This is a genomic window from Streptomyces sp. NPDC001843 (assembly GCF_042891955.1).
Lineage (GTDB): Bacteria > Actinomycetota > Actinomycetes > Streptomycetales > Streptomycetaceae > Streptomyces.
The window spans coordinates 43,748-62,793 of sequence record NZ_JBIATQ010000024.1 but is presented as its reverse complement, the minus strand read 5'-3'; the positions used below and the strand labels follow the sequence as shown (position 1 = coordinate 62,793).

Here is a 19,046-nt window from a genome sequence, read left to right as displayed (position 1 = left end):
GGCCGCTCGCGGGCGGCAGGTCTGCATAACGTGGATGCGCGCATACGACGCCAACGCCCTGGCCAGCACCGCATGAGCCCCGTTCGGGAGGATGGGGTGGACGACATCGACGAAGGGGGCGTCTTCTTCGGCCTGGACGTCGGCAAGAGCGCCCATCACGGGCACGGCCTCGCCCCGGCCGGGAAGAAGGTATTCGACAAGCAGCTGCCCAACAGCGAGCCGAAGCTGCGGGCCGTCTTCGAGAAGCTGGCCGCGAAGTTCGGCACCGTGCTGGTAGGCCGAGAGCCGTCTCGGCACCCCCCGCGATGCCGTGGCCGACACCCTGCTGCGTTCCCTGTCGATGGACGGCACGCTCGACAGCGCCAGCCTCACCGCGTACCTCGACCTGGCCTGCCACCGGAGAAGACCCACTGACAGGCACAACCGAAAACCGCTGCCTGGCAGCCACGCGCATGGGCCCCCGGCTGTTCGGCCGGGGGGCCCAACAGCCCGCGCGTTAGAGCAGGCGGTCGATGCAGCGTGCGGTTGTCCGCTGGCCTGGATCAGTCCAAGTAGTCGGCCACGAGCAGGGCGAACTCGTCGGGTGTGGCCAGTCGGATGCCGAGCCCTTCGGCCTTGGTCCGCTTGGATCCGGCGCCTTCCCCGGCGACTACGAGGGCGGTCTTCTTCGACACGCTGGAGGAGGAGCGTCCCCCGGCCCGCTCGATGAGTTCGTTCATCTGGTTGCGGCTGAGCTGCTCCAGCGGTCCGGTCATCGTGCCGGTGACCACCACCGTCATCCCGGCGAGCGGACCGCTGGCCGGGACGCCACCCGAGCCCGCGGCGGCCCCGGACGTGTCCTCGCTGGCTGCCGGTGGGGGAGTGGCGCCGGGTTCGGTCATGTTCACCCCGGCCGCTGTGAGTTTGTCGATCAGCCCGGCGAGTTCTGCGAGTTCGGCGACGATCGCGGGTGCCTTCTCGGCGCCGATGCCCTCGACCTGCTGCAGGGCCTCGGCGTCGGCGGCACGGATGTTGTCCATGGTGGCGAAGTGCCGGGCGATACGGCGGGACATCGAGCGGCCCGTGCCACGGACGCCGAGCGCACAGAGCACCCGCGACAGCGGCCGTGTCCTGGCCGTGGCGAGCGCGGCCAGCAGATTGTCCGTGCTGGTTTCACCCATCCGCTCCAGCCCGAGAAGCTGGTCGCGGGACAAGGTGAACAGGTCGGCGAGATCCGCGACCAAGCCCGCCTCGACCAGCTGCACGACGCGGGTGACGCCCAGGCCCTCGATGTCCAATTGGTCACGGCCCGCCGCGTAGGAGAGCGAGGCGACCAGGTGGCAGTTGCGGCCCTGCTCGCACCGCCAGCGTTCCTGGACGGTGTCGATACCGGAGCAGCACCGCGGGCACACCTCGGGGAAGGCGATCGGTTGCTCGTCGCCGGTGCGCAGGTGGGCGACGGGGGCCTCGATGCGCGGGATGACATCGCCGGCGCGGTGGACCATCACGTGGTCGCCCAGACGCAGGTCGCGGCGGGTGATGTCGGCCGGGTTGTGCAGCGTGGCGTACGTGATCGTGGAGCCGTCGATCTCGACCGGGTCCAGTACGGCACGCGGGGCGATGATGCCGGTGCGGCCCACGTTCCACTCCACTGCCAGCAGCCGGGTGATCTTCTCGACGGCGGGCAGCTTGTAGGCGATCGCCCATCGCGGCGCCCGAGAACCGGACCCGGCCGTCCGCTGATCGGCGGCCAGGTCGGCCTTGACGACGATGCCGTCGATCCCGAACGGCAGCCCGGCGCGCAGCGCGGCGATCTCCTGCACCCGGGCCAGGACCTCGCCGGTGGTGGCTGCGGTGATGCCCGGCACCGCTGTCGTGGCGGTGGTGTTCACGCCCAGCTGGCCGGCCAGCGTCATCAGCTCACTGTGGGCGAGTCTGCCCAGCCGGTCGGCCAGGGCGTCGTCGGTGTCGGGCAGCGGCAGCAGGCCATAGCCGAAGAACGTCATCGGGACCGTGTAGGCGCGTTCCTTGGCCCGCAGGGTGCCGGCGGCCGCGCCCCGGGGGTTGGCGAAAGGCTGCCCGCCGTGCGCGGTGCGTACCTCGTTGGCGTGCTCGAACTGCGCGTTCGTCATGAGGACTTCGCCGCGCACCTCCACGCTGACCGGCTGGGACAGCGTTTCGGGCAGTCCTTCGACGGTTCCCATCGTGTGCGAGACGTCCTCCCCGGCCGTCCCGTCGCCGCGCGTGATCAGCCGGGTCAGCCGCCCGCGGGTGTAGCGGGCGGCGATGGCGAGTCCGTCGAGTTTCGGCTCGACGCAGAAGCGTTCCGCCTCGTGTCCGATCCGGCGCGCCAGCGAGGTGGTCCAGGCCGTGAACTGCTCGGGCGAGAACACGTTGTCCAGGCTCAGCATGGGCACGGTGTGCGGCACGTCGCCTTCCACGGCACCGCCGGCGACCTTCCCGGTCGGCGAGTCGGGCCGCACCTGATCACGATGATCGGCCTCCCACGCGGCGATGCCCCGCACCAGCCGGTCGTAGCTGTCATCGTCCAGCGGGGACGTGCCGTCCGCGTAGTAGGCGGCCGCGGCCTTCACCACGGTCTCGACCGCCTGCGCGTAGGCAGCGGCATCCGCGATCTGCGCAACTGGTGTGGTCATGCCCGTCATCCTGCCTGCCACCACTGACATTGATACTGGTAGAGGCTTCCGGCGGTCCTGAGGCACCCACCGGAGCCCGCCTGTCAACGAGCGGGCGCTGGCCCGGCCGGTCGGAGAGGGCGCGCAGTGGGCTCGCCTCTGCCGCGCATCCACTGCGCTGCATCTCCGCTGACGGCCACGGGCTGTGACGGCATCGCCACGTCTGGGCCGTTGCCGCTCCCGCGCCGTCGGCGCACCGGTGGCCTGCCCTGCGGGTCGCCACCACGGACAGGCCGATGGGCCGAGGCAGGGGCCTCCGGCCCGGCCGAGAGGAAGTTTCACCAGTGATCAACACGGTGGGTTAGGGTCGGCTCTGTGGCAGACGAGGAGAAGCCCGCCGGCGGGCCGGCGCAGCGGCGCGGTCGCACACAGCGACGTCGGCATCCGAGTGAGCCCGGTCGCCGACGTGACCCGGTGGGCACGCGACGGGCCATTCTGGAGGCGGCGGCCGAGGAGTTCGGCGCGCACGGCTTCGAGGACGCGCGGGTGCGGCGCATCGCTGCTGCGGCCGGTGTGAGCCACCATCTGATCACCTACTACTTCGGTGGCAAACAGGGCCTGTACGAGGCCATCACCGAGCAGTGGATGGACACGTCTCTGCCGGACCTGGACGAGGACGTTCCCGTGGCCGAGCGCATGCGGCGGTACGTCCGCCAGGCGTGGGAAGACCCTTCCTGGTCGCAGATGCTGGTCCGGGAGAGACCCGGCAGCAGCCCGCCCGGAGAGGACGAGCGGGCTGCCGAACTGCTCAAGAGTGTCGAGGAGTTGCGGCGCCGCCAGGCACGCGGGGAGATCCGGGGTGATCTCGACGCGGGCATGGTGGCCCTGGCGTTCTTCGCCGCGACGATCGCTCCGCGGTCGCTGTTCTGGATCGCCCGGGAAATGACTCAGCGGGACCCCGCGTCACGGGAGTTCGCCGATGACTACGCCGACCAAATCGCGCGGATCTTCGCGGCGCTGGCCGAGCCGCCGGCGACGACGGATCCCGGGGACTGAGGGCTCAGCTGGGCGGGAAGCGGCGGGCCATCTGCATGTGGGCGAGCCGCCAGCCCTCTCCCCTCCGCAGCCAGACCCGGGTCACGGCGGCCTGGATGACGAAGGGAGTCCGGTCGGGCAGGTAGGCGACGCGCATCTCCTGGAGACAGGACACGATCGCCGTGTCGTCGAACTGCCTGGTGATGACGTCGTGGACGTCGATGCGTTGGGCGCGCGACATACCCGAGGCGTTGCGGAGAAACGCTTCCAGGTCGTCCAGGTGGCCGACGGGGCCGTGCACCACCAGGCACTCGGGCAACATCAGCGATCGGAATCGCTCTTCGGCGTCCGGCGCTGTCAGCGCGGCGAGCCAGGCTTCCTCCGCCGCCTCGACGGAGGACGGTGCCACGTCGGACGTGTTGGCCTGCGGTGACGAAGTGACGGTCATAGGTCCACCTCCAGAATCGGTGAGTGCGAGCGTGAGGAGCACAGGGTGAACATGCCGTCGGCGCGCTCGGCTTCGGTCAGGACGTCGTCCTGGTGGTCGGGCTCACCGGCGAGCACGCGCACCACGCACTCCCCGCAGATGCCCTGCCGGCAGGAGTAGGGGGCGTCGACGCCGTTCGCCAGCAGCACGTCGAGGATGGTCTCTTCCCCGGCGATCGTGTACTCGGCTCCTGTCGAGGCCAGGCGCACGGTGAAGGCCCCGGAGCCCGGTGTGCCGGTGTCCGGGCCGGCGACCGCTGCCGCTGCCGCGAAGCGTTCCATGTGCAGGGCGGACGGCGGCCATCCCAGGTGCGCCGCCCGGCCGAGCACGTGGTCCATGAACCCAGCCGGCCCGCACGCGTAGAGCGCGGTGTCGGGATCGGGTGGACCCGCGTCGCGCGCCAGGTCCAGGTGCTGGTCGGCTGGCCCGTCGTCGAAGTGGAAGCTGACCCGGGGATTGTTCTCCAGTTCGGTGACGAAGGCGGCTTCGGTGCGGCTGCGCGCACAGTAGTGCAGGTGGTAGTCGCCGCCGTCGGCGTCCAGGGCCAGGGCCATCGCCAGCAGCGGGGTGATGCCGATGCCCCCGGCCAGCAGGACGTGCCGGCGGGCCGGGGTCAGGGAGAAGCGGTTGCGCGGCGCGGAGATGAGCACCGTGTCGCCCTCGGCGAGGGCGTGCATCGCCCGTGAACCGCCGCGCGAGGCCCGCTCGTTGAGCACGGCCAGGCGGTACTGCTTGCGCGTGCCGGGTGGGCCGCACAGCGAGTACTGACGGATCAGACCCGTCCCACCGGCCTGTACGTCGATGTGGGCGCCGGGTTCGTAGTCCCAGAGCTCGGCCCCGTCGGTGCGGGCCAGTTCGAAGACGGCGATTCTCGGGGTGGGGTCGTGCCGGGCGACGACGACCGCCTCGGTCCAGGTGGGGCTCACAGTGCTGTCACGCTCCCGCCGGGGCGGCCTCGGCGTCCACACGGGTGGAAATGCCCGACTCCACGCGCCGTATCTGTCCGTCGGCCGTGTGCACGCCCAGGGGGTCCCGGCCGGCTTCCACGTCGTCGATCATGGTGCGCAGCATCCGGCGGAGCATCACCACACCGCGGTCGGAGGGGGCCAGGGTCTCCTCCGAGTGCTGGGTGATGTCTCCCTGCGACCGCTGGGCCTCGAAGTCACCGGGGAAACGCTGGCTCTCCTCGGGGCTGAGCTCCCACAGGAACTTGCCGTTCTGCTTGATGCCCTGGACGACGCGCATGATGCGGCCGGGGTCGGCGGTGCGGGCGGAGAGGAACGACCGGTAGTGGGTGTCGTCGACCGGGACGACCCAGATCAGCATGTCGTGCCGGGTATCGGCAACGGTGTTGACGAAGTCCGGCAGGGCGATGATGTTGGGCAGCTGGACCTCGACCGCCCAGTCCAGCTGAGCCGGCTCCCCGCCGTCCGTGGAGTCTTGGTAGGTCTGGATGTACTTCACTCCGTAGTCGGTGCGGTGATAGGTGACGCGGTCCGCGATCGTCCGGTGGTCGAAGTAGTTCTCGGGAAAGCCGGTGGTCCCCACTCCCTCGAACTGGAAGCCGCTGTGCGCGGAGTGCAGCCAGGCGGCGTGCACCGGGTCGACGGCGTTCTCGTAGGCTTGAAGCCAGTTGAAGTCCTGCTGCCCGCCGGTGACTTCGGCGCCCGGGACCGGCAGGGTGGCGAGATAGCTCTCCCCCTCCCCGAGGTCTTCCAGGCAGTCGTAGCGGGGGAGTTCGGGCTTGCGCTCGGGCGGGCCCATGTAGACGAAGACCAGGCCGTACCGTTCCTCGACGGGGTACCACGGCTGGCGCGCGACGTCGCGGCGCCGTCCGCCGCCGGCCTCGCAGGCCTGTTCCAGGCAGTGGCCCTGCACGTCGAACTTCCAGCCGTGGTAGCAGCAGCGGATGCCGTCCTGCTCGATCCGCCCGTAGAACAGGCTGCTGCCGCGGTGCGCGCAGCGTTCGAAGACGACGCCGGGGCGGCCCTGGCCGTCGCGGAAGACGATCAGGTCCTCGCCCAGGATCCGGGTGCGGTGCGGGACGTCACTGGTCAGGGCGGCCGAGCCGGCGATGGGGTGCCAGTAGCGGCGCAGCGCTTCGCCCATCGGCGTGCCGGGGCCGACCTCGGTGAGACGTGCGTCATGGGTGGGGCGCGGGCGCCCGTAGCCGGTTCCCGTGTCGGTGGCGGTGTCGGTCATCGTCGACCATCTCCTCGAAGGTGCGGGCAGCGGGGAAGCTCCGAAACCGGCTCTGGGTGCGGGCTCGGCGGTGTTCGTCCGGTGGGGGGAAAGCGGCGTCTCGATGTCTGCCGGGACCGGGGCCCGGGCACTGTCCGGAAGCCGACCGATGAGGTCAGCGGGAGCCACGGAATGGCGGCCTCCGTGGTGGGGCCTTTTGCCGTTGTACGACCCTGGATGAAAAGTTGTCAATGCTCGTGAACAGGTTGGATGAAAAACTATCCGAGATCTGTTCATCAGTCCCACCCCTTGTTACGTTGTGTTTCTGCCCGAGGCCCGAGCGGCCTTCCGAGCCGTCTCCGTTCCGCGAGCGCCCTCGAGCGCGCCTGCGCGGACGAGGGCGCTCCACACTCCCTCCGTCACGTCCCGACGCCACGCGCGCCCACCGAGGCCGCCCACCGAACTTTCCCGCCTGCAAGGAGGCACCAGCATGAGGGAACCCCTGACCTACGCCATCGCGCACGGTGCGGCGCAGGCCGCGTTGGAGGCGGCCCGGGCGGAGGGCGTGCGCATCAGCGTGGCTGTGGCCAGCCGCGGCGGCATCGTCAAGGTGCTGCTCAGCGACGACGGTGTCGGCCCCATGGGCATCGAGACCGCACGACGCAAGGCCTACACCGCCGCCGTGACCGGCATGCCGACCTCCCGGTTCGCCCAGTTCGCCGCGAGCCCGGCGATGGCCGCCGCCAGTCCCCAGCAGGTCGACCCTCTCCTCCTGCCGGCCCCCGGCGGCCTGCCGATCACCGTCGACGACGGCGAGGTCATCGGCGGGGTGGCCGTCGGCGGAGCCGACGGCGAGACCGACGAGAGGATCGCCGCCGCGGCACTGGCCAGCATCAAGGACCTGCTCGCCTGAGCAGCCCGCACGAAACTCGAAGGAGAGCAGAGTGATCGAGGACTACCTCGTCGTCGAGGGCGTGGCCCACCAGTACAACTTCCGGCCCGACAACTTCGTGGACCCCGTCGTCGGCCCGCTTATCGGCGAGCACCTGTACGCCACCCACAAACGCGTGGGCGGCCCCGCCTACAGCCTCGACCGTGACATCTACATGAACGGCGCGGGCGCCGAGGTCATCGGCCGGTCCATCCTGGCCGAGAGCCAGTCGGACATCATCGTCTACCACGAGACGCCGATCTACGGCCAGTTCCACGACGGCGGTTCGGACCTCGCGGTCGGACTGGAGATGCGCGAGATGTGGCCCAACCGGGTGTACCTCTACGGGGCCGTGTCACCCCTGCGTCCCGGCGCCGTGGACCGCGTGGACGAACTCGTCGAGGTCCACAAGGTCGATGCCCTGAAGCTGTATCCGTACGACGTCGTCGAGGGCCGGACACTGGGCCTGGACATGCGCGACCCCGAGGTCTCCTTCCCGGTGTTCGAGCGCGCCCGCCAGCTGGGAATCTCCGTCGTCGCGATCCACAAGGCCCTGCCCGTGGGCCCCGGGCCCGCCTCCGCACTCGGCGTGGCCGACGTCGAAGGAGCGGCTCTCGCCTTCCCCGATCTCACCTTCGAGATCGTCCACGGCGGCTACGCCTTCGTGGAGGAGACCGCCATGCAGCTGTGGGCGATCCCCAACATCGTCGTCAACCTGGAGGGCACCACGCATCTCGCGCCGGTCGCGCGACGTCGTTTCCTCGAAGCCATCGGAGCCTTCCTCGAAGTCGGCGCCGCAGACCGCATCATCTGGGCGACCGGCTGCGACGCCGCCCACCCCCGCCCCTTGATCGAGACGTTCTGGGACATGGAGATGCCCCGCGACCTCGTCGAGGAACGCGACGTTCCGGAACTGACCAAGGAGATCAAGGCCAAGATCCTCGGGAAGAACTTCCTGCGCCTCCACGGCATCGACGAGAAGGAACTGCGCGACCGCATCGCCGGCGACGAGTTCGACACCGACAAGCTCGCCACGCCCTGGGGCGGCCGGATCGCCCCACCCGCCGAGCACGCAGTGGCAGGCCACTGATGAGCATCACCGAGAACGAGGTCCGATCTGTCCTCAACGAGATCATCGACCCGTGCAGTGCCAACGCGGGCGCACCGGCCGGACTGGTCGACATGGGCCTCATCAGCGGCATCCAGGTGGACGACGACGGAGCCGGCGGGGTGCGGGTGGCGGCCACGGTCGGCGTGACCGAGCCGACCTGCGTGCTGATCGGCTCCTTCGCCCAGGAGGTCCGCATCCGGCTCGGCGCCCTGCCCGGCGTGTCGGCGGTCGACGTGTCCCTCGACGAGAGCGCCGACTGGACACCCGAGCGGCTCTCCCCGGACTACCGCCGACGGCTCGAGGAGCAACGCAGCCACAACCGCCGTCGCCTCGCCCTCGTCGCCGTGCGCCAAGGACGTGGTGAGCAGTGACTGGGCCCACCGCGCCGGAGGCGATGGACCCGGACGAGCTCGCGAAGGTGGTCGCGAACAACAGGTCCGTCATGCACCGCTACATGGAGGGGCTGAGCAGCACGCCGCCACCCGCCGAGCGGATTGATCCTCCTGCGGTCCGCGTGGTGCGGGACATCGCGTACGACTCGGCGGGGCCAAGCGCCGTGCTGCACCTGGACCTGTATCTACCGGAACCGGCAGCCGCACCCGCGCCGGTCGTCGTCTGGCTGCCCGGAGGCGGCTGGCGGAACCAACGACGAGGAATGGGCCCCCGGCTGACCCGGCTGTTCGCCGAACGCGGATACGCCATGGCGGACATCGAGTACCGCTCCTCCGAGCTCTCACCCTGGCCCGCCCAACTGCACGACGTCCTCGCCGCGCTGCGAAGGGTGCGCTCACTGGCGGACGAGTACCGTCTGGACGCCGGGGCGATCGGACTGTGGGGAAGCTCCGCCGGCGCACACCTGGCGCTCTCGACAGCCTTCGCCGCCAGTGCCGAGGGTACCCACCAACTGCCCGGCATACGGGCCGTGGTGGCCGGCTACCCGCCCACAGACCTCCCCTGCCTCAACGACGACGCCCTTCCCGGCGGGGTCCTGGCAGTGGACGCCACCGACCCGAGCTGGGGCCTCCTGGGCGGCCCGCCCGCCGAGCGCACCGAGGCCGCCGCCCACGCCAGCCCGACGCAACAGGTCCACGCCGCAGTCCCGCCCGTACTCCTGCTGCACGGAGACGCGGACGTGCTCATCGGTCCGGGGCAGAGCCGACGTCTCTACGACGCCCTGCTGGCCGCGGGTACCGAGGCGCACCTGCTGCTCGTGCACGGCGAGAACCACGGCTTCTTCAACTTCGGCGACTGGGAACTCGGCCCCAAAGCGGCCACCCTCCTCACCTCGCGCGCACCGGGTGTGGAACGCACCGCGGTCCTGACTCCCGCGCTCGTCGAGCGCTTCTTTGACCGTCACCTTCGATCGGATCCCTGGAATGCCTGACCTCGTCCACCGCTCACACGACATCGGCCGCGTCGTATCCCGCATCGCCCTCGCCGCGGTCTTCGTCTCAGGCGGACGCCACGTGTGGCAGCACCCGGAAGGTCCGGCCCAGGGCGCGCAGACGTTCCTGAAACGGTGCCGCCGTGCCGTGCCCGTTCTGGACCACTTCTCCGACGAGCAACTGGTCCGCATCAACGCGGCAGTCCACGTGACGGCGGGAATCGGACTCGGCACCGGCCTCGCTCCCGCGGCAAGCGCGGCAGCACTCGCCGGCTCACTGGTGCCCACGACACTCGCCGCCTTCCCCTTCTGGACGCAGCCCGAAGGCCCCCAACGCACCCACCAGCAAGGCGACTTCCTCAAGAACCTCGCCCTGGCGGGCGGACTGCTGAGCGTGGTCGCGCAAGCCAAGCGACGCCCCTGACGGGCGATGACGAAAAGGAAGAGGAACATGGCAATCCTGAAGGACAAAGTCGCGATCGTCACGGGCGGCGGTCGAGGCATAGGCAGAGCACACGCTCTGGCACTGGCCGACGAAGGCGCGGCCGTGGTCGTCAACGATCTCGGTGCGCAGTTCAGCGGCGACGGCGACTCGGACAGCGGACCGGCCCAGGACGTCGTGAACGAGATTGTCGCCGCTGGTGGCCACGCTGTGGCTGACACCACCGACATCTCCGACTGGGACGACGCCGGCACCCTGGTGCACACGGCGTTGGAGGCGTTCGGGCGAGTCGACATCATCGTCAACAACGCCGGCATATCGCGTTTCGGAACCATCGACACGATCTCCCGCCGCGACTGGGAGCGAACCGTCGCGGTCAACCTCACCGGCACCGCTGCCCTCTGCCATTGGGCAGCCGCCCACTGGCGCAAGGAGGGGCCGCAGCCGGGACGCAGCATCGTCAACACGTCGTCCGGCGTCGGGCTCGTTCCATGGCCCGGCAACCCCATGTATGCCGCCGCCAAGGCAGGCGTTGCCGCTCTGACCATCAGCTGCGCGATGGAACTCGCCGAACTCGGCGTCCGCGTCAACGCCGTGGCCCCCGCCGCCCGCTCCCGCATCAGCGAGACCGTGGCCCCCGAACTCATGAAATCCGTCGAAGACGGCTTTGACCGCATGGCCCCGGAAAACGTGGCGGCCATCGTCGCCTATCTCGCCTCGCCGCTGTGCCGCTTCACCGGCCGGGTCTTCGGCATCATCGGGGACGACCTGACGATCTACGACGGCTGGACTGTCGGCCGTCACTTCAACAACGCCAAGCAGCGCTGGAGCCCAGAGACTCTGCAGACCGCACTGGCGGACGTTCCTCTGCAGCAGCAGGTGACACAGCAGGGGGTGACAGGCATGGAGCCGGCACCCTCGCCGCCGCAGGAAGTGCTGGCGGCACTCACGGCCGTCGAGAAGGCGTAAGTCGTTGGCTCGCCATCCGAGTAACTCGTACTCCACTACGGCTGACCGTCGGCACATTGGGGGGCGCGGCGCTTATGAAGGCACCGAGGCCGATCGGGTTCATGGTTTCGTCGTCGAAGACACCGATGAAGCCGACCGGTGAAGCCACATCGCTGCAGATGTTCCCGGTGCGATGGCCTGCTACAGGGGCGTCCGTGGCCAGCTCATGTCCAAACGCGCCGATACGGCGAGGGACCCTGCCGCGCAGACGAATCCGTCCATCAGCCGAGATGATCTCTGATCTCATGCGCCTCGCTGCGCGTCGTATCCATCGCGCGGTCGAGCATCGCGGACAACGGAACGGCACCGTCGCCGGCGACCCAGGCGCTGGAGGCCGCGTCGAGGCAAGCGAGGGCGGCTGCGGCCAGCGCGGGCGGGCGGGGGTCACTGGGCCAGTCGGGGTCGGTTCCCATGCGCCGCGCGATCTCCTGGCCGAGCAGGTCCCGCCACGCGAGCTGCTTCTCGACGTGCCGGGCGTGCAGCGCCGGGGTGTCCGCAAGCATGCGCAGGTATCTGAGCGCGGCTCGCGCCCCTGGGCACCTTCGGCGCCCTGGCCACCGTGGTCGCCACCTACGGCGCCGAGAGCCTCAAACAGCTCGGCTACCTCATCATCCTGTTCACCGCGACCTGCATCGTCTACGTCCTGGTCGTCCTCGGCGCCATCATGCGGGCCTGCCGCCTGAGCCTGTTCGGCCTCATCCGCTTCCTCAAGGCCGAACTGCTTGTCGCCCTCAGCACCTGCTCCAGCGAGGCCGTCCTGCCCCAGCTGGTACGCAAACTGGAGATCCTCGGCATCGGCCGGCCCGTGGTCGGCATCGTCATCCCCTCCGGGTTCTCCTTCAACCTGGACGGCTCCGCGGTCTACCTCACGATGGCCTCCCTCTTCCTGGCCCAGGCCATGGGCATCGACCTGTCCTGGCAGCAGCAGCTGATCATGGTCGGCGTCATGATGCTCACCAGCAAGGGCACCGCCGGGATCGCGGGCGGCGCGTTCATCGTTCTCGCGAGCACCGTCACCGCGGTCGGCCACATCCCGCTCGCCGCCCTCTCCCTGATCGTGGGCATCGACCGCATCCTCAACGAGGGCCGCGTGTTCATCAATGTTCTCGGCAACGCCGTCGCCGCCATCGTGATCGGCAAGTGGGAGAACGACTTCGACACCGAACAGGCCCGCAGGGTCCTGCACGCCCGCACCACCACGCCGCCGCAGGACGAGTTGGACACCGCCAAGGTCAGCGCGGGCAAGTAGCCGTGCCCGTCGAGTGCGGTCATCCCTCGACCCCGTACACGTCACCCACCGGCGGCACCCTCCAGGCCGCCGCACACCAGGACGGATGAGGACCCTTCCAGTGAGCACGCCCGGCGTCGCCCACTCGATGACCATCCGCCTCGAAGCCCCGCGGCAGGAAATGCGGTCCTTCAGCTGACAGCCACTCTGGAGCCCCTGGGCGGTTCAGTCACCGCCCTCGCCGTCGTCAGCCGACCGACCTTCCGAACGGTCCTTCCCTGAGATTCTCGACGACATGCCCGGGCCCGGTACTCATCGTCCGGACGGCCACCTGGGACGTCGTCTCCGGGCCCCGGCTTCTGCCGTCTGCCACCTCGCCTGTACCCGTTCGGAAGCCGCCCCTCGACCGCGGCGGCGTCGAGGAACTCGCGCAAGGCGCCACGCATCGATACACCCTCGCGGACCTTGGGGTCCTCACCGGGTTCCGCGCGAGTGAATCACGTGCGGTCTACCTTCCATCCGGTAATTGACAGGGTACGAACGTACCTCTTAACGTACCCGCATCCGGGGGCGACGCCGTCAGCTCAATGAGGAGCACCGATGCAGCACATATACGACATAGACGTCCAGGTCCCGATGCGTGATGGCGTAGCCCTCGCCGCCAACGTGTGGCATCCGGCCGAAGGGGCGGCCCCGACGCTGCTCGTGCGCCTGCCGTACGGCAAGGACGTGATGGGCTTCGGCCAGTCAGCCATCCCCGACCTCCTGACTCTGGTGGAGGCCGGTTACGCGGTGGTGGTGCAGGACTGCCGGGGCACCCACCGCTCGGAAGGCGAGTTCGTTCCGCATATGGCCGATCGGGCCGACGGCGAGGACACCGTCGCCTGGATCGCGGAACAGCCATGGTCGGACGGCACGGTGGGCATGTACGGGCCGTCCTACCTCGGGATGGTGCAGTGGGAGACCGCCGTGACCGGCGCTCCTGCGCTCAAGGCGATCGCACCGGCCTTCACCTCGATCGACAACTACGAGTCGCCCTGGTATGGCGCGGGCGGTGCGCTCTCACTGAGTCTGGTCACGCTGTGGAACGCCATGATGTACGCGGCCGATGCGCAGCGGTCTTTGGCGGCCGGTGAGGGCTCCGTGGACCAGGTGCAGCAGCTCGGCCAGGCGCTGCTGTCCGCCGAGTCCCTCAACGAGGTGCTGCCGACGGCGGAGGTTCCGGTCCTGGCGGCGTACGGGAAGTGGTGGGACGACTGGATGGCCCACCCCTCCCACGACGCGTACTGGGACGCCATGGAGCTGACGCCCGAGCTCAAGAACGTCACCGTTCCGGCGCTCAACATCGGCGGCTGGTACGACCTCTACATCGGGCAGACCATCCGCACCTACACCACCGCCCGCCGACAGACGGGCACTGCGCAGGCGCGCGAGGGGCAACGGCTGATCATCGGTCCGTGGGATCACATGGCCACGACCGGCGTCTATCCCGACCGCTCGTTCGGCCCGCTGGCCAGTGCCCAGATGCTGGGTTTGACCGGCCTGCATGTGAAGTTCTTCGACCGCTGGCTGCGCGGCGACACCACCGCTCTGGGCGACGTGGCACCGGTGAAGATCTTCGTGATGGGTATTGACCAGTGGCGCGACGAGCAGGAGTGGCCGTTGCCCGACACGCTGTGGACCGACTACCACCTCACCAGCGGCGGTCGTGCCAACACTGCTGACGGTGACGGCGCGTTGACCACCGAGCCACCGGCCGGCGTCGAGCACGACACCTACCTCTACGACCCGCGCCGTCCGGTTCCCTCGGTCGGCGGGGCGTCCATGCCGGTGACACCTGGATTCTGCGGCCCGGTCGACCAGCGGACCGTCACCGGCCGCGACGACGTGCTGTGTTTCGCCACCCCCGTGCTCGAAGAGCCTGTCGAGGTCACCGGTCCGGTCAGCCTGACACTGTTCGTCTCCTCCTCGGCGGTGGACACCGACTTCACCGCCAAGCTCGTCGACGTCTTCCCCGACGGCAAGGCGATCAACCTGTGCGACGGGATCCTGCGCACCCGCTACCGGGGCGGCCTCGCCACGGAAGAGCTGATGGAGCCCGGCACGGTCTACGAGATCACCATCGACATGACAGCCACCTCGAACGTGTTCCTTCCCGGTCACCGCATCCGCGTGGACGTCTCCAGCAGCAACTTCCCCCGCTACGACCGCAACACCAACACCGGCGGCGTCATCGCCCGGGAGAGCGTGGAGCAGATGATTCCCGCGGTCAACCGCATCCATCACGGGTCGAACCACCCCAGCCGTCTGGTCCTGCCGATCATCGACCGCAAGGACCGGTCATGAGCGCCACCGACCGGGTCTCCGAACTGACCGCGACCTTCACGGCTCCGTCCCTGAATGTTGCCCGACTGCTGTGCGACCGGCACCCCGCCGACCGCACGGCGTTCACCGTGGTCGACAGCGCCGGGAAGGCTTCCGCCCTGACCTTCGGCGAGCTCGCCGCGGACTCGCACCGCTGTGCGCGGGCGCTGCAGGAGCTCGGCGTCGGTCCGGGCGACCGGGTGGCGACCCTGATGGGCAAGAGCACCGACCTGGTCACCGTCATCCTCGCGATCTGGCGGCTCGGCGCGGTCTACGTCCCGCTGTTCACCGCCTTCGCACCCCAGGCCATCGCCCTGCGCCTGGAAGGCTCCGGTGCGCACGTCGTAGTCGTCGACCCGGACCAACGCCACAAGCTCGATCCGGGCCCCGACATGCCGGACGACTCCCAGCGCCGCGTCGTCGTCACCGGATCCGACACCTCCCGCGGTGACGCCTTGCTGGCCGATCTCGTCGCGGCCGCGTCACCGGAGCCGGTGCCCGCCGTCATCACCAGTGGGGACGGCCCGCTGGTGCACATGTTCACCTCCGGCACCACCGGCAAGCCCAAGGGGGTCATCCATCCCGTCTCCTACATCGCCGGATGGCAGGTTTACCTGGAGTACGGCCTCGGTGTCACCCAGGAGGGCAGCTACTGGTGTGCCGCCGACCCCGGCTGGGCCTACGGCCTGTACGCGGCCATCGTCGCTCCGATGGCCGCCGGCATCCCCAGCCTGCTGCTGTCCGGCGGATTCTCCCCGGAGACGACCTGGCGCACCCTCCTCGACCACCAGGTCACCGACTTCGCCGCCGCTCCGACCGTGTACCGGGGCCTGCGCTCCTCGTCGGCACCGGTGCCCCAGGGCCTGCGCCTGGAACGGGCGTCCAGCGCGGGGGAGCCCTTGACTCCCGAGGTCAACGAGTGGGCCGACGCCGCGCTCGGCCTGGCCGTGCACGATCACTTCGGCCAGACCGAGGTCGGCATGCCCCTGGCCAACCACCACCACCCCGCACTCGCCCGCCCCCTCAAGGCCGGATCGATGGGCCGACCATTGCCCGGCTGGAGCCTGACCGTCCTGGCCGACGAGAAGGACGAGCCTGCCGGACCGGGCGTGCTCGGCAGGGTCGCGATCGACGTCACCGAAAGCCCGCTGATGACCTTCCGTGACTACCAGATCCCGGGTCAGGCTGGCGCCAAGTTCACCGCCGACGGCCGGTGGTACCTCACGGGCGACGCCGGCCGGGTCGACGACGACGGGGACTTCTTCTTCTCCTCCCGCGACGACGACGTCATCATCATGGCGGGCTACCGGATCGGGCCGTTCGAGATCGAGAGCGTCCTGGCCCAGCACCCCGCAGTGGCCGAGTGCAGCGTGATCGGCGCCCCCGACGAGGTTCGCGGCGAGGTCATCGAGGCGTACGTCGTCCTCCGCGGTGGCCACGTCGCCTCGCCGGAACTGGCCACCGAACTCCAGCTGCTGGTCAAGACCCGCTACGCCGCCCACGCGTACCCGCGCACGATCCACTTCATCGACGCCCTGCCCAAGACACCCAGCGGGAAGACCCAGCGCTACCTGCTGCGCAGCCGTCGCCGCACGGAACTTTCAAGCCGAGAGCCACAGTGACCGACACCGAACCTCTCCTCGTCGAACAACGCGGTCCCGTCCGATGGCTGCTGCTCAACCGCCCCGAGCGGCGCAACGCCCTCGACGCCGCACTCATCGAGGCCCTGGGCAAGGAGATCACCAGCGCCGAGGCCGACCCCGCCACAGCAGTGATCGCCGTGGCGGGCAACGGGCCGAGCTTCTGCGCCGGCGGGGACTTCCACCAGTTCCTCCAGCTGCACGACCGCGGCGACAACCCGGTCGGCTTCCTGGCCGACGTATCCGCCTGCTTCAGCCGCATCGCGGCCAGCCCGAAACCCTGGGTCGCCGTCCTGCACGGTCACGCCGTCGCCGGGGGCCTCGAACTCGCGCTGGCCTGCGATGTCGTCGTCGCCGCCGACACCACCCTCATCGGCGACGGCCACCTACAGCGGCGGTTGGTACCGGCCGGCGGGTCCAGCGTCCGGCTTCCCGGCGCGGTCGGACGGGGCCTGTCGCGCTGGCTCCTGCTCACCGGCGAACTACTGCCCGCCACCGAGTTCGCGCACACCGGCTGGATCCACGCGATCGTGCCCGAGGCCGACCTCGACGACACAGCCACCCGCGTCTGCCACCAGTTGGCCGACCGCCACAGCCCCGCCCAGCAACGCCTCAAGACACTCCTGCACCGCATCGACGGCATCACCCCCGAGCAGGCTCTGCGCGAGGAACTGGCCACCTTCGCCGACAACTGGACGGCGAGCTCGGTGGCCGACGCCCTGCGCGCCTTCCTCGCTCTCCGGACCACGAAAGCAGACAACAAGTGAACCGCTACCACGGACGGGTCGTCGCCATCACCGGGGCCGCACAAGGTCTCGGCCTCGCCATGGCGACCCGGTTCGCAGCGGAGGGCGCCACCGTCGCGCTGGCCGACGTCAACGAACAAGCCCTCACCGATGCCGCCGGGACCATCGCCGACACCCACGACCCGAAACTCCGCACCGACGTGATGGACGTGACCGACTCGGCCCAGGTCAATGCCTGGATCACCGGCATCACCGCCGATCTCGGCCGCCTCGACGTGCTCGTCAACAACGCCGGCATCATCCGCGACAACCGCGTCGAGGACATCACCGACGACGACTGGCACGCGGTCATCGACGTCAGCCTCACCGGCGGCTTCCACTGCGCCCGCGCCGCGTTCGGCCCCATGAAACGCCAGGGCTACGGACGCATCATCAGCTTCTCGTCCATGTCATGGCGCGGAAACTTCGGCCAGACCAACTACGTAGCCGCCAAGGCCGGCATCGTCGGCATGACCCGCACCCTCGCACTCGAAGGCGCCCGCCACGGCATCACCGCCAACGCCATCGCCCCCGGCCTCATCGAGACTCCGATGCTCGCCTCCATGAACGGCCCCGCACGCGACAAACTCACCAACAAGGTCCCGATGCGCCACACCGGCAGGCCCGAGGACATCGCCGAAGCCGCGGCCTTCCTCGCCAGCGAAGCCGCCGGCTACATCACCGGCATCGTCCTCGACGTCGACGGCGGCATCTCCATCGGATCCTCCATCCGGTAACCGCGAGCCCCGCGAACGAGTGACCCGTGAGAGGGAGTCGTCGAGGACGGTCACACAGCCGACCCGGTTCGCAGATGTGCAAACACACAGTGGTCACGAAACGGTCCTTGGGACCGGGAGGTACTGATGCAGGGAGTACTCGTCACCGCATTCGAGGGTCCTGATGCCCTGGTCGTACAAGAGCTTCCGGAGCCGGAGACCCGAGAGGGCCAGGTTCTCATCGACGTCGAATGGGCGGGTGTGGTCTTCCCGGACATCCTGCAGACTCGCGGGGAGTACCAGACACGTCCCGAACTGCCGTTCGTCCTCGGCTGGGAGGTGTCCGGAACGGTCCGCACGGACGGCGCCGGATTCCGCGCCGGTGACCGCGTGGCAGCCCTGCCGGTCACCGGTGGCTTCGCCCAGACCGTCGCTGTCGACGCAACGATGGTCTTTCCTCTCCCGGACAACGTCGACACCCGCCGTGGAGCGGCCCTGCCCCTGAACTACCTGACCGCGCATTTCGCGCTCGTCCACCGGGGTGCTCTCCGCCCCGGCGAGGTCGTCCTCGTCCACGGAGCCGCGGGCGGAGTGGGGAGCGCGGCCTGCCAACTGGCCGCAGCACACGGCGCGCGCGTCATCGCGGTCGTATCCACTGAGGAGAAGGCCGAACTGGCCAGGTCCGTAGGAGCACATGAGGTCATACGTGTCGGCGGATTCCTCGACGCAGTCAGAGCCCTCACCGACGGCCAGGGCGTCGACCTCGTGGTCGACCCGGTCGGTGGGGATCGCTTCCCGGACTCGCTTCGCGCGCTGCGGCACGGCGGGGGGCGCCTCCTCGTCCTGGGATTCGCGGGCCGGGGCATCCCCACGGTCAAAGTGAATCGTCTGCTGCTGACCAACACCTCTGTGCTCGGAGTGGGGATGGACGAGTACTGGCGACAGGATCCGGAGGCCGCCCGTGCCTGTTGGCGCGAACTCCGGCCCTTGCTGAAGTCCGGTCGGCTGGACCCGCCCCTCTCGTCCGTCTTTCCCCTGGAACAGGCGGCGGCTGCGCTGAAGCACCTGGACCAGCGAAGGGGCCTCGGCCGCACACTGCTGCAAGTCGGTGCCTGACGA

19 protein-coding genes are annotated in these 19,046 nt (G+C 69.6%); 14 read left to right on the top strand and 5 right to left on the bottom strand.

Annotation, left to right across the window (positions count from 1 at the left end; genetic code table 11):
* Positions 1 to 72 precede the first annotated feature (72 nt).
* Positions 73 to 414 carry a transposase gene (locus ACFYZQ_RS37785; RefSeq protein WP_389158310.1) on the top strand — a complete coding sequence of 114 codons (342 nt, stop codon included), beginning with the start codon at positions 73 to 75 and terminating at the stop codon, positions 412 to 414.
* 128 nt (positions 415 to 542) lie between these two features.
* Here the strand turns inward: ACFYZQ_RS37785 and ligA are convergent, their stop codons facing one another.
* Positions 543 to 2,636, bottom strand: a complete 2,094-nt coding sequence (ligA, locus tag ACFYZQ_RS37780) for an NAD-dependent DNA ligase LigA (protein WP_389158234.1) — start codon at positions 2,634 to 2,636, stop codon at positions 543 to 545.
* 453 nt (positions 2,637 to 3,089) lie between these two features.
* Here ligA and ACFYZQ_RS37775 point away from each other — a divergent pair, with 453 nt between their 5' ends.
* Positions 3,090 to 3,671 carry a TetR/AcrR family transcriptional regulator gene (locus ACFYZQ_RS37775; RefSeq protein ID WP_389158231.1) on the top strand — a complete coding sequence of 194 codons (582 nt, stop codon included), beginning with the start codon at positions 3,090 to 3,092 and terminating at the stop codon, positions 3,669 to 3,671.
* Between the two features lie 4 nt (positions 3,672 to 3,675).
* Here ACFYZQ_RS37775 and ACFYZQ_RS37770 read toward each other — a convergent pair whose 3' ends face one another.
* From ACFYZQ_RS37770 to ACFYZQ_RS37760, 3 genes are read right to left on the bottom strand one after another with little or no spacing between them, the layout of a single operon-like run.
* Positions 3,676 to 4,098 (bottom strand): nuclear transport factor 2 family protein, encoded by a 423-nt coding sequence (locus ACFYZQ_RS37770; protein ID WP_389158228.1) that lies wholly within the window; start codon positions 4,096 to 4,098, stop codon positions 3,676 to 3,678.
* A complete protein-coding gene (locus tag ACFYZQ_RS37765) occupies positions 4,095 to 5,063 on the bottom strand; it encodes a PDR/VanB family oxidoreductase (protein WP_389158225.1) in 969 nt (322 codons plus the stop codon). Before ACFYZQ_RS37765 ends, ACFYZQ_RS37770 begins: the two co-directional genes overlap by 4 nt.
* Positions 5,064 to 5,070: 7 nt before the next feature.
* Entirely contained in the window at positions 5,071 to 6,339 is a 1,269-nt protein-coding gene (locus ACFYZQ_RS37760) for a Rieske 2Fe-2S domain-containing protein (RefSeq protein WP_389158222.1), read from the bottom strand.
* A 469-nt stretch (positions 6,340 to 6,808) separates the two neighbouring features.
* On the opposite strand from ACFYZQ_RS37760, the gene ACFYZQ_RS37755 reads away from it, so the two are divergent.
* The 6 genes from ACFYZQ_RS37755 to ACFYZQ_RS37730 are packed head-to-tail and all read left to right on the top strand — an operon-like array spanning position 6,809 to position 11,155.
* Positions 6,809 to 7,231, top strand: a complete 423-nt coding sequence (locus ACFYZQ_RS37755) for a heme-binding protein (RefSeq protein WP_389158219.1) — start codon at positions 6,809 to 6,811, stop codon at positions 7,229 to 7,231.
* 31 nt (positions 7,232 to 7,262) lie between these two features.
* A complete protein-coding gene (locus ACFYZQ_RS37750; protein ID WP_389158216.1) occupies positions 7,263 to 8,339 on the top strand; it encodes an amidohydrolase family protein in 1,077 nt (358 codons plus the stop codon).
* Positions 8,339 to 8,731 (top strand): metal-sulfur cluster assembly factor, encoded by a 393-nt coding sequence (locus ACFYZQ_RS37745; protein WP_389158213.1) that lies wholly within the window; start codon positions 8,339 to 8,341, stop codon positions 8,729 to 8,731. Before ACFYZQ_RS37750 ends, ACFYZQ_RS37745 begins: the two co-directional genes overlap by 1 nt.
* The gene (locus ACFYZQ_RS37740; protein ID WP_389158210.1) at positions 8,728 to 9,744 is read left to right on the top strand and encodes an alpha/beta hydrolase fold domain-containing protein; all 1,017 of its coding nucleotides are present in this window, start codon (positions 8,728 to 8,730) and stop codon (positions 9,742 to 9,744) included. The genes ACFYZQ_RS37745 and ACFYZQ_RS37740 overlap by 4 nt, the downstream gene beginning before the upstream one ends.
* Entirely contained in the window at positions 9,737 to 10,168 is a 432-nt protein-coding gene (locus tag ACFYZQ_RS37735; protein ID WP_389158207.1) for a DoxX family membrane protein, read from the top strand. The genes ACFYZQ_RS37740 and ACFYZQ_RS37735 overlap by 8 nt, the downstream gene beginning before the upstream one ends.
* Before the next feature lie 27 nt (positions 10,169 to 10,195).
* Positions 10,196 to 11,155 (top strand): SDR family NAD(P)-dependent oxidoreductase, encoded by a 960-nt coding sequence (locus tag ACFYZQ_RS37730; RefSeq protein WP_389158204.1) that lies wholly within the window; start codon positions 10,196 to 10,198, stop codon positions 11,153 to 11,155.
* 260 nt (positions 11,156 to 11,415) lie between these two features.
* On the opposite strand, the gene ACFYZQ_RS37725 is transcribed toward ACFYZQ_RS37730, so the two are convergent.
* Positions 11,416 to 11,697, bottom strand: coding sequence for a hypothetical protein (locus ACFYZQ_RS37725; protein WP_389158201.1), 282 nt, complete (start codon positions 11,695 to 11,697; stop codon positions 11,416 to 11,418).
* A gap of 29 nt (positions 11,698 to 11,726) precedes the next feature.
* Between ACFYZQ_RS37725 and ACFYZQ_RS37720 the strand changes: the two genes are divergently transcribed.
* The 6 genes from ACFYZQ_RS37720 (at position 11,727) to ACFYZQ_RS37695 (ending at position 19,043) form a co-directional block, all read left to right on the top strand.
* Complete coding sequence (locus tag ACFYZQ_RS37720; RefSeq protein WP_389158307.1) at positions 11,727 to 12,443, top strand: cation:dicarboxylate symporter family transporter; 717 nt, start codon at positions 11,727 to 11,729, stop codon at positions 12,441 to 12,443.
* A gap of 579 nt (positions 12,444 to 13,022) precedes the next feature.
* Complete coding sequence (locus ACFYZQ_RS37715) at positions 13,023 to 14,768, top strand: CocE/NonD family hydrolase (RefSeq protein WP_389158198.1); 1,746 nt, start codon at positions 13,023 to 13,025, stop codon at positions 14,766 to 14,768.
* The gene (locus ACFYZQ_RS37710; RefSeq protein ID WP_389158195.1) at positions 14,765 to 16,408 is read left to right on the top strand and encodes an AMP-binding protein; all 1,644 of its coding nucleotides are present in this window, start codon (positions 14,765 to 14,767) and stop codon (positions 16,406 to 16,408) included. Before ACFYZQ_RS37715 ends, ACFYZQ_RS37710 begins: the two co-directional genes overlap by 4 nt.
* Positions 16,405 to 17,193 carry an enoyl-CoA hydratase/isomerase family protein gene (locus ACFYZQ_RS37705; RefSeq protein WP_389158192.1) on the top strand — a complete coding sequence of 263 codons (789 nt, stop codon included), beginning with the start codon at positions 16,405 to 16,407 and terminating at the stop codon, positions 17,191 to 17,193. The genes ACFYZQ_RS37710 and ACFYZQ_RS37705 overlap by 4 nt, the downstream gene beginning before the upstream one ends.
* Positions 17,190 to 17,948, top strand: a complete 759-nt coding sequence (locus ACFYZQ_RS37700) for an SDR family NAD(P)-dependent oxidoreductase (RefSeq protein WP_286253790.1) — start codon at positions 17,190 to 17,192, stop codon at positions 17,946 to 17,948. Before ACFYZQ_RS37705 ends, ACFYZQ_RS37700 begins: the two co-directional genes overlap by 4 nt.
* Positions 17,949 to 18,074: 126 nt before the next feature.
* Positions 18,075 to 19,043 carry an NADPH:quinone oxidoreductase family protein gene (locus tag ACFYZQ_RS37695; protein WP_286253789.1) on the top strand — a complete coding sequence of 323 codons (969 nt, stop codon included), beginning with the start codon at positions 18,075 to 18,077 and terminating at the stop codon, positions 19,041 to 19,043.
* Positions 19,044 to 19,046 lie beyond the last annotated feature (3 nt).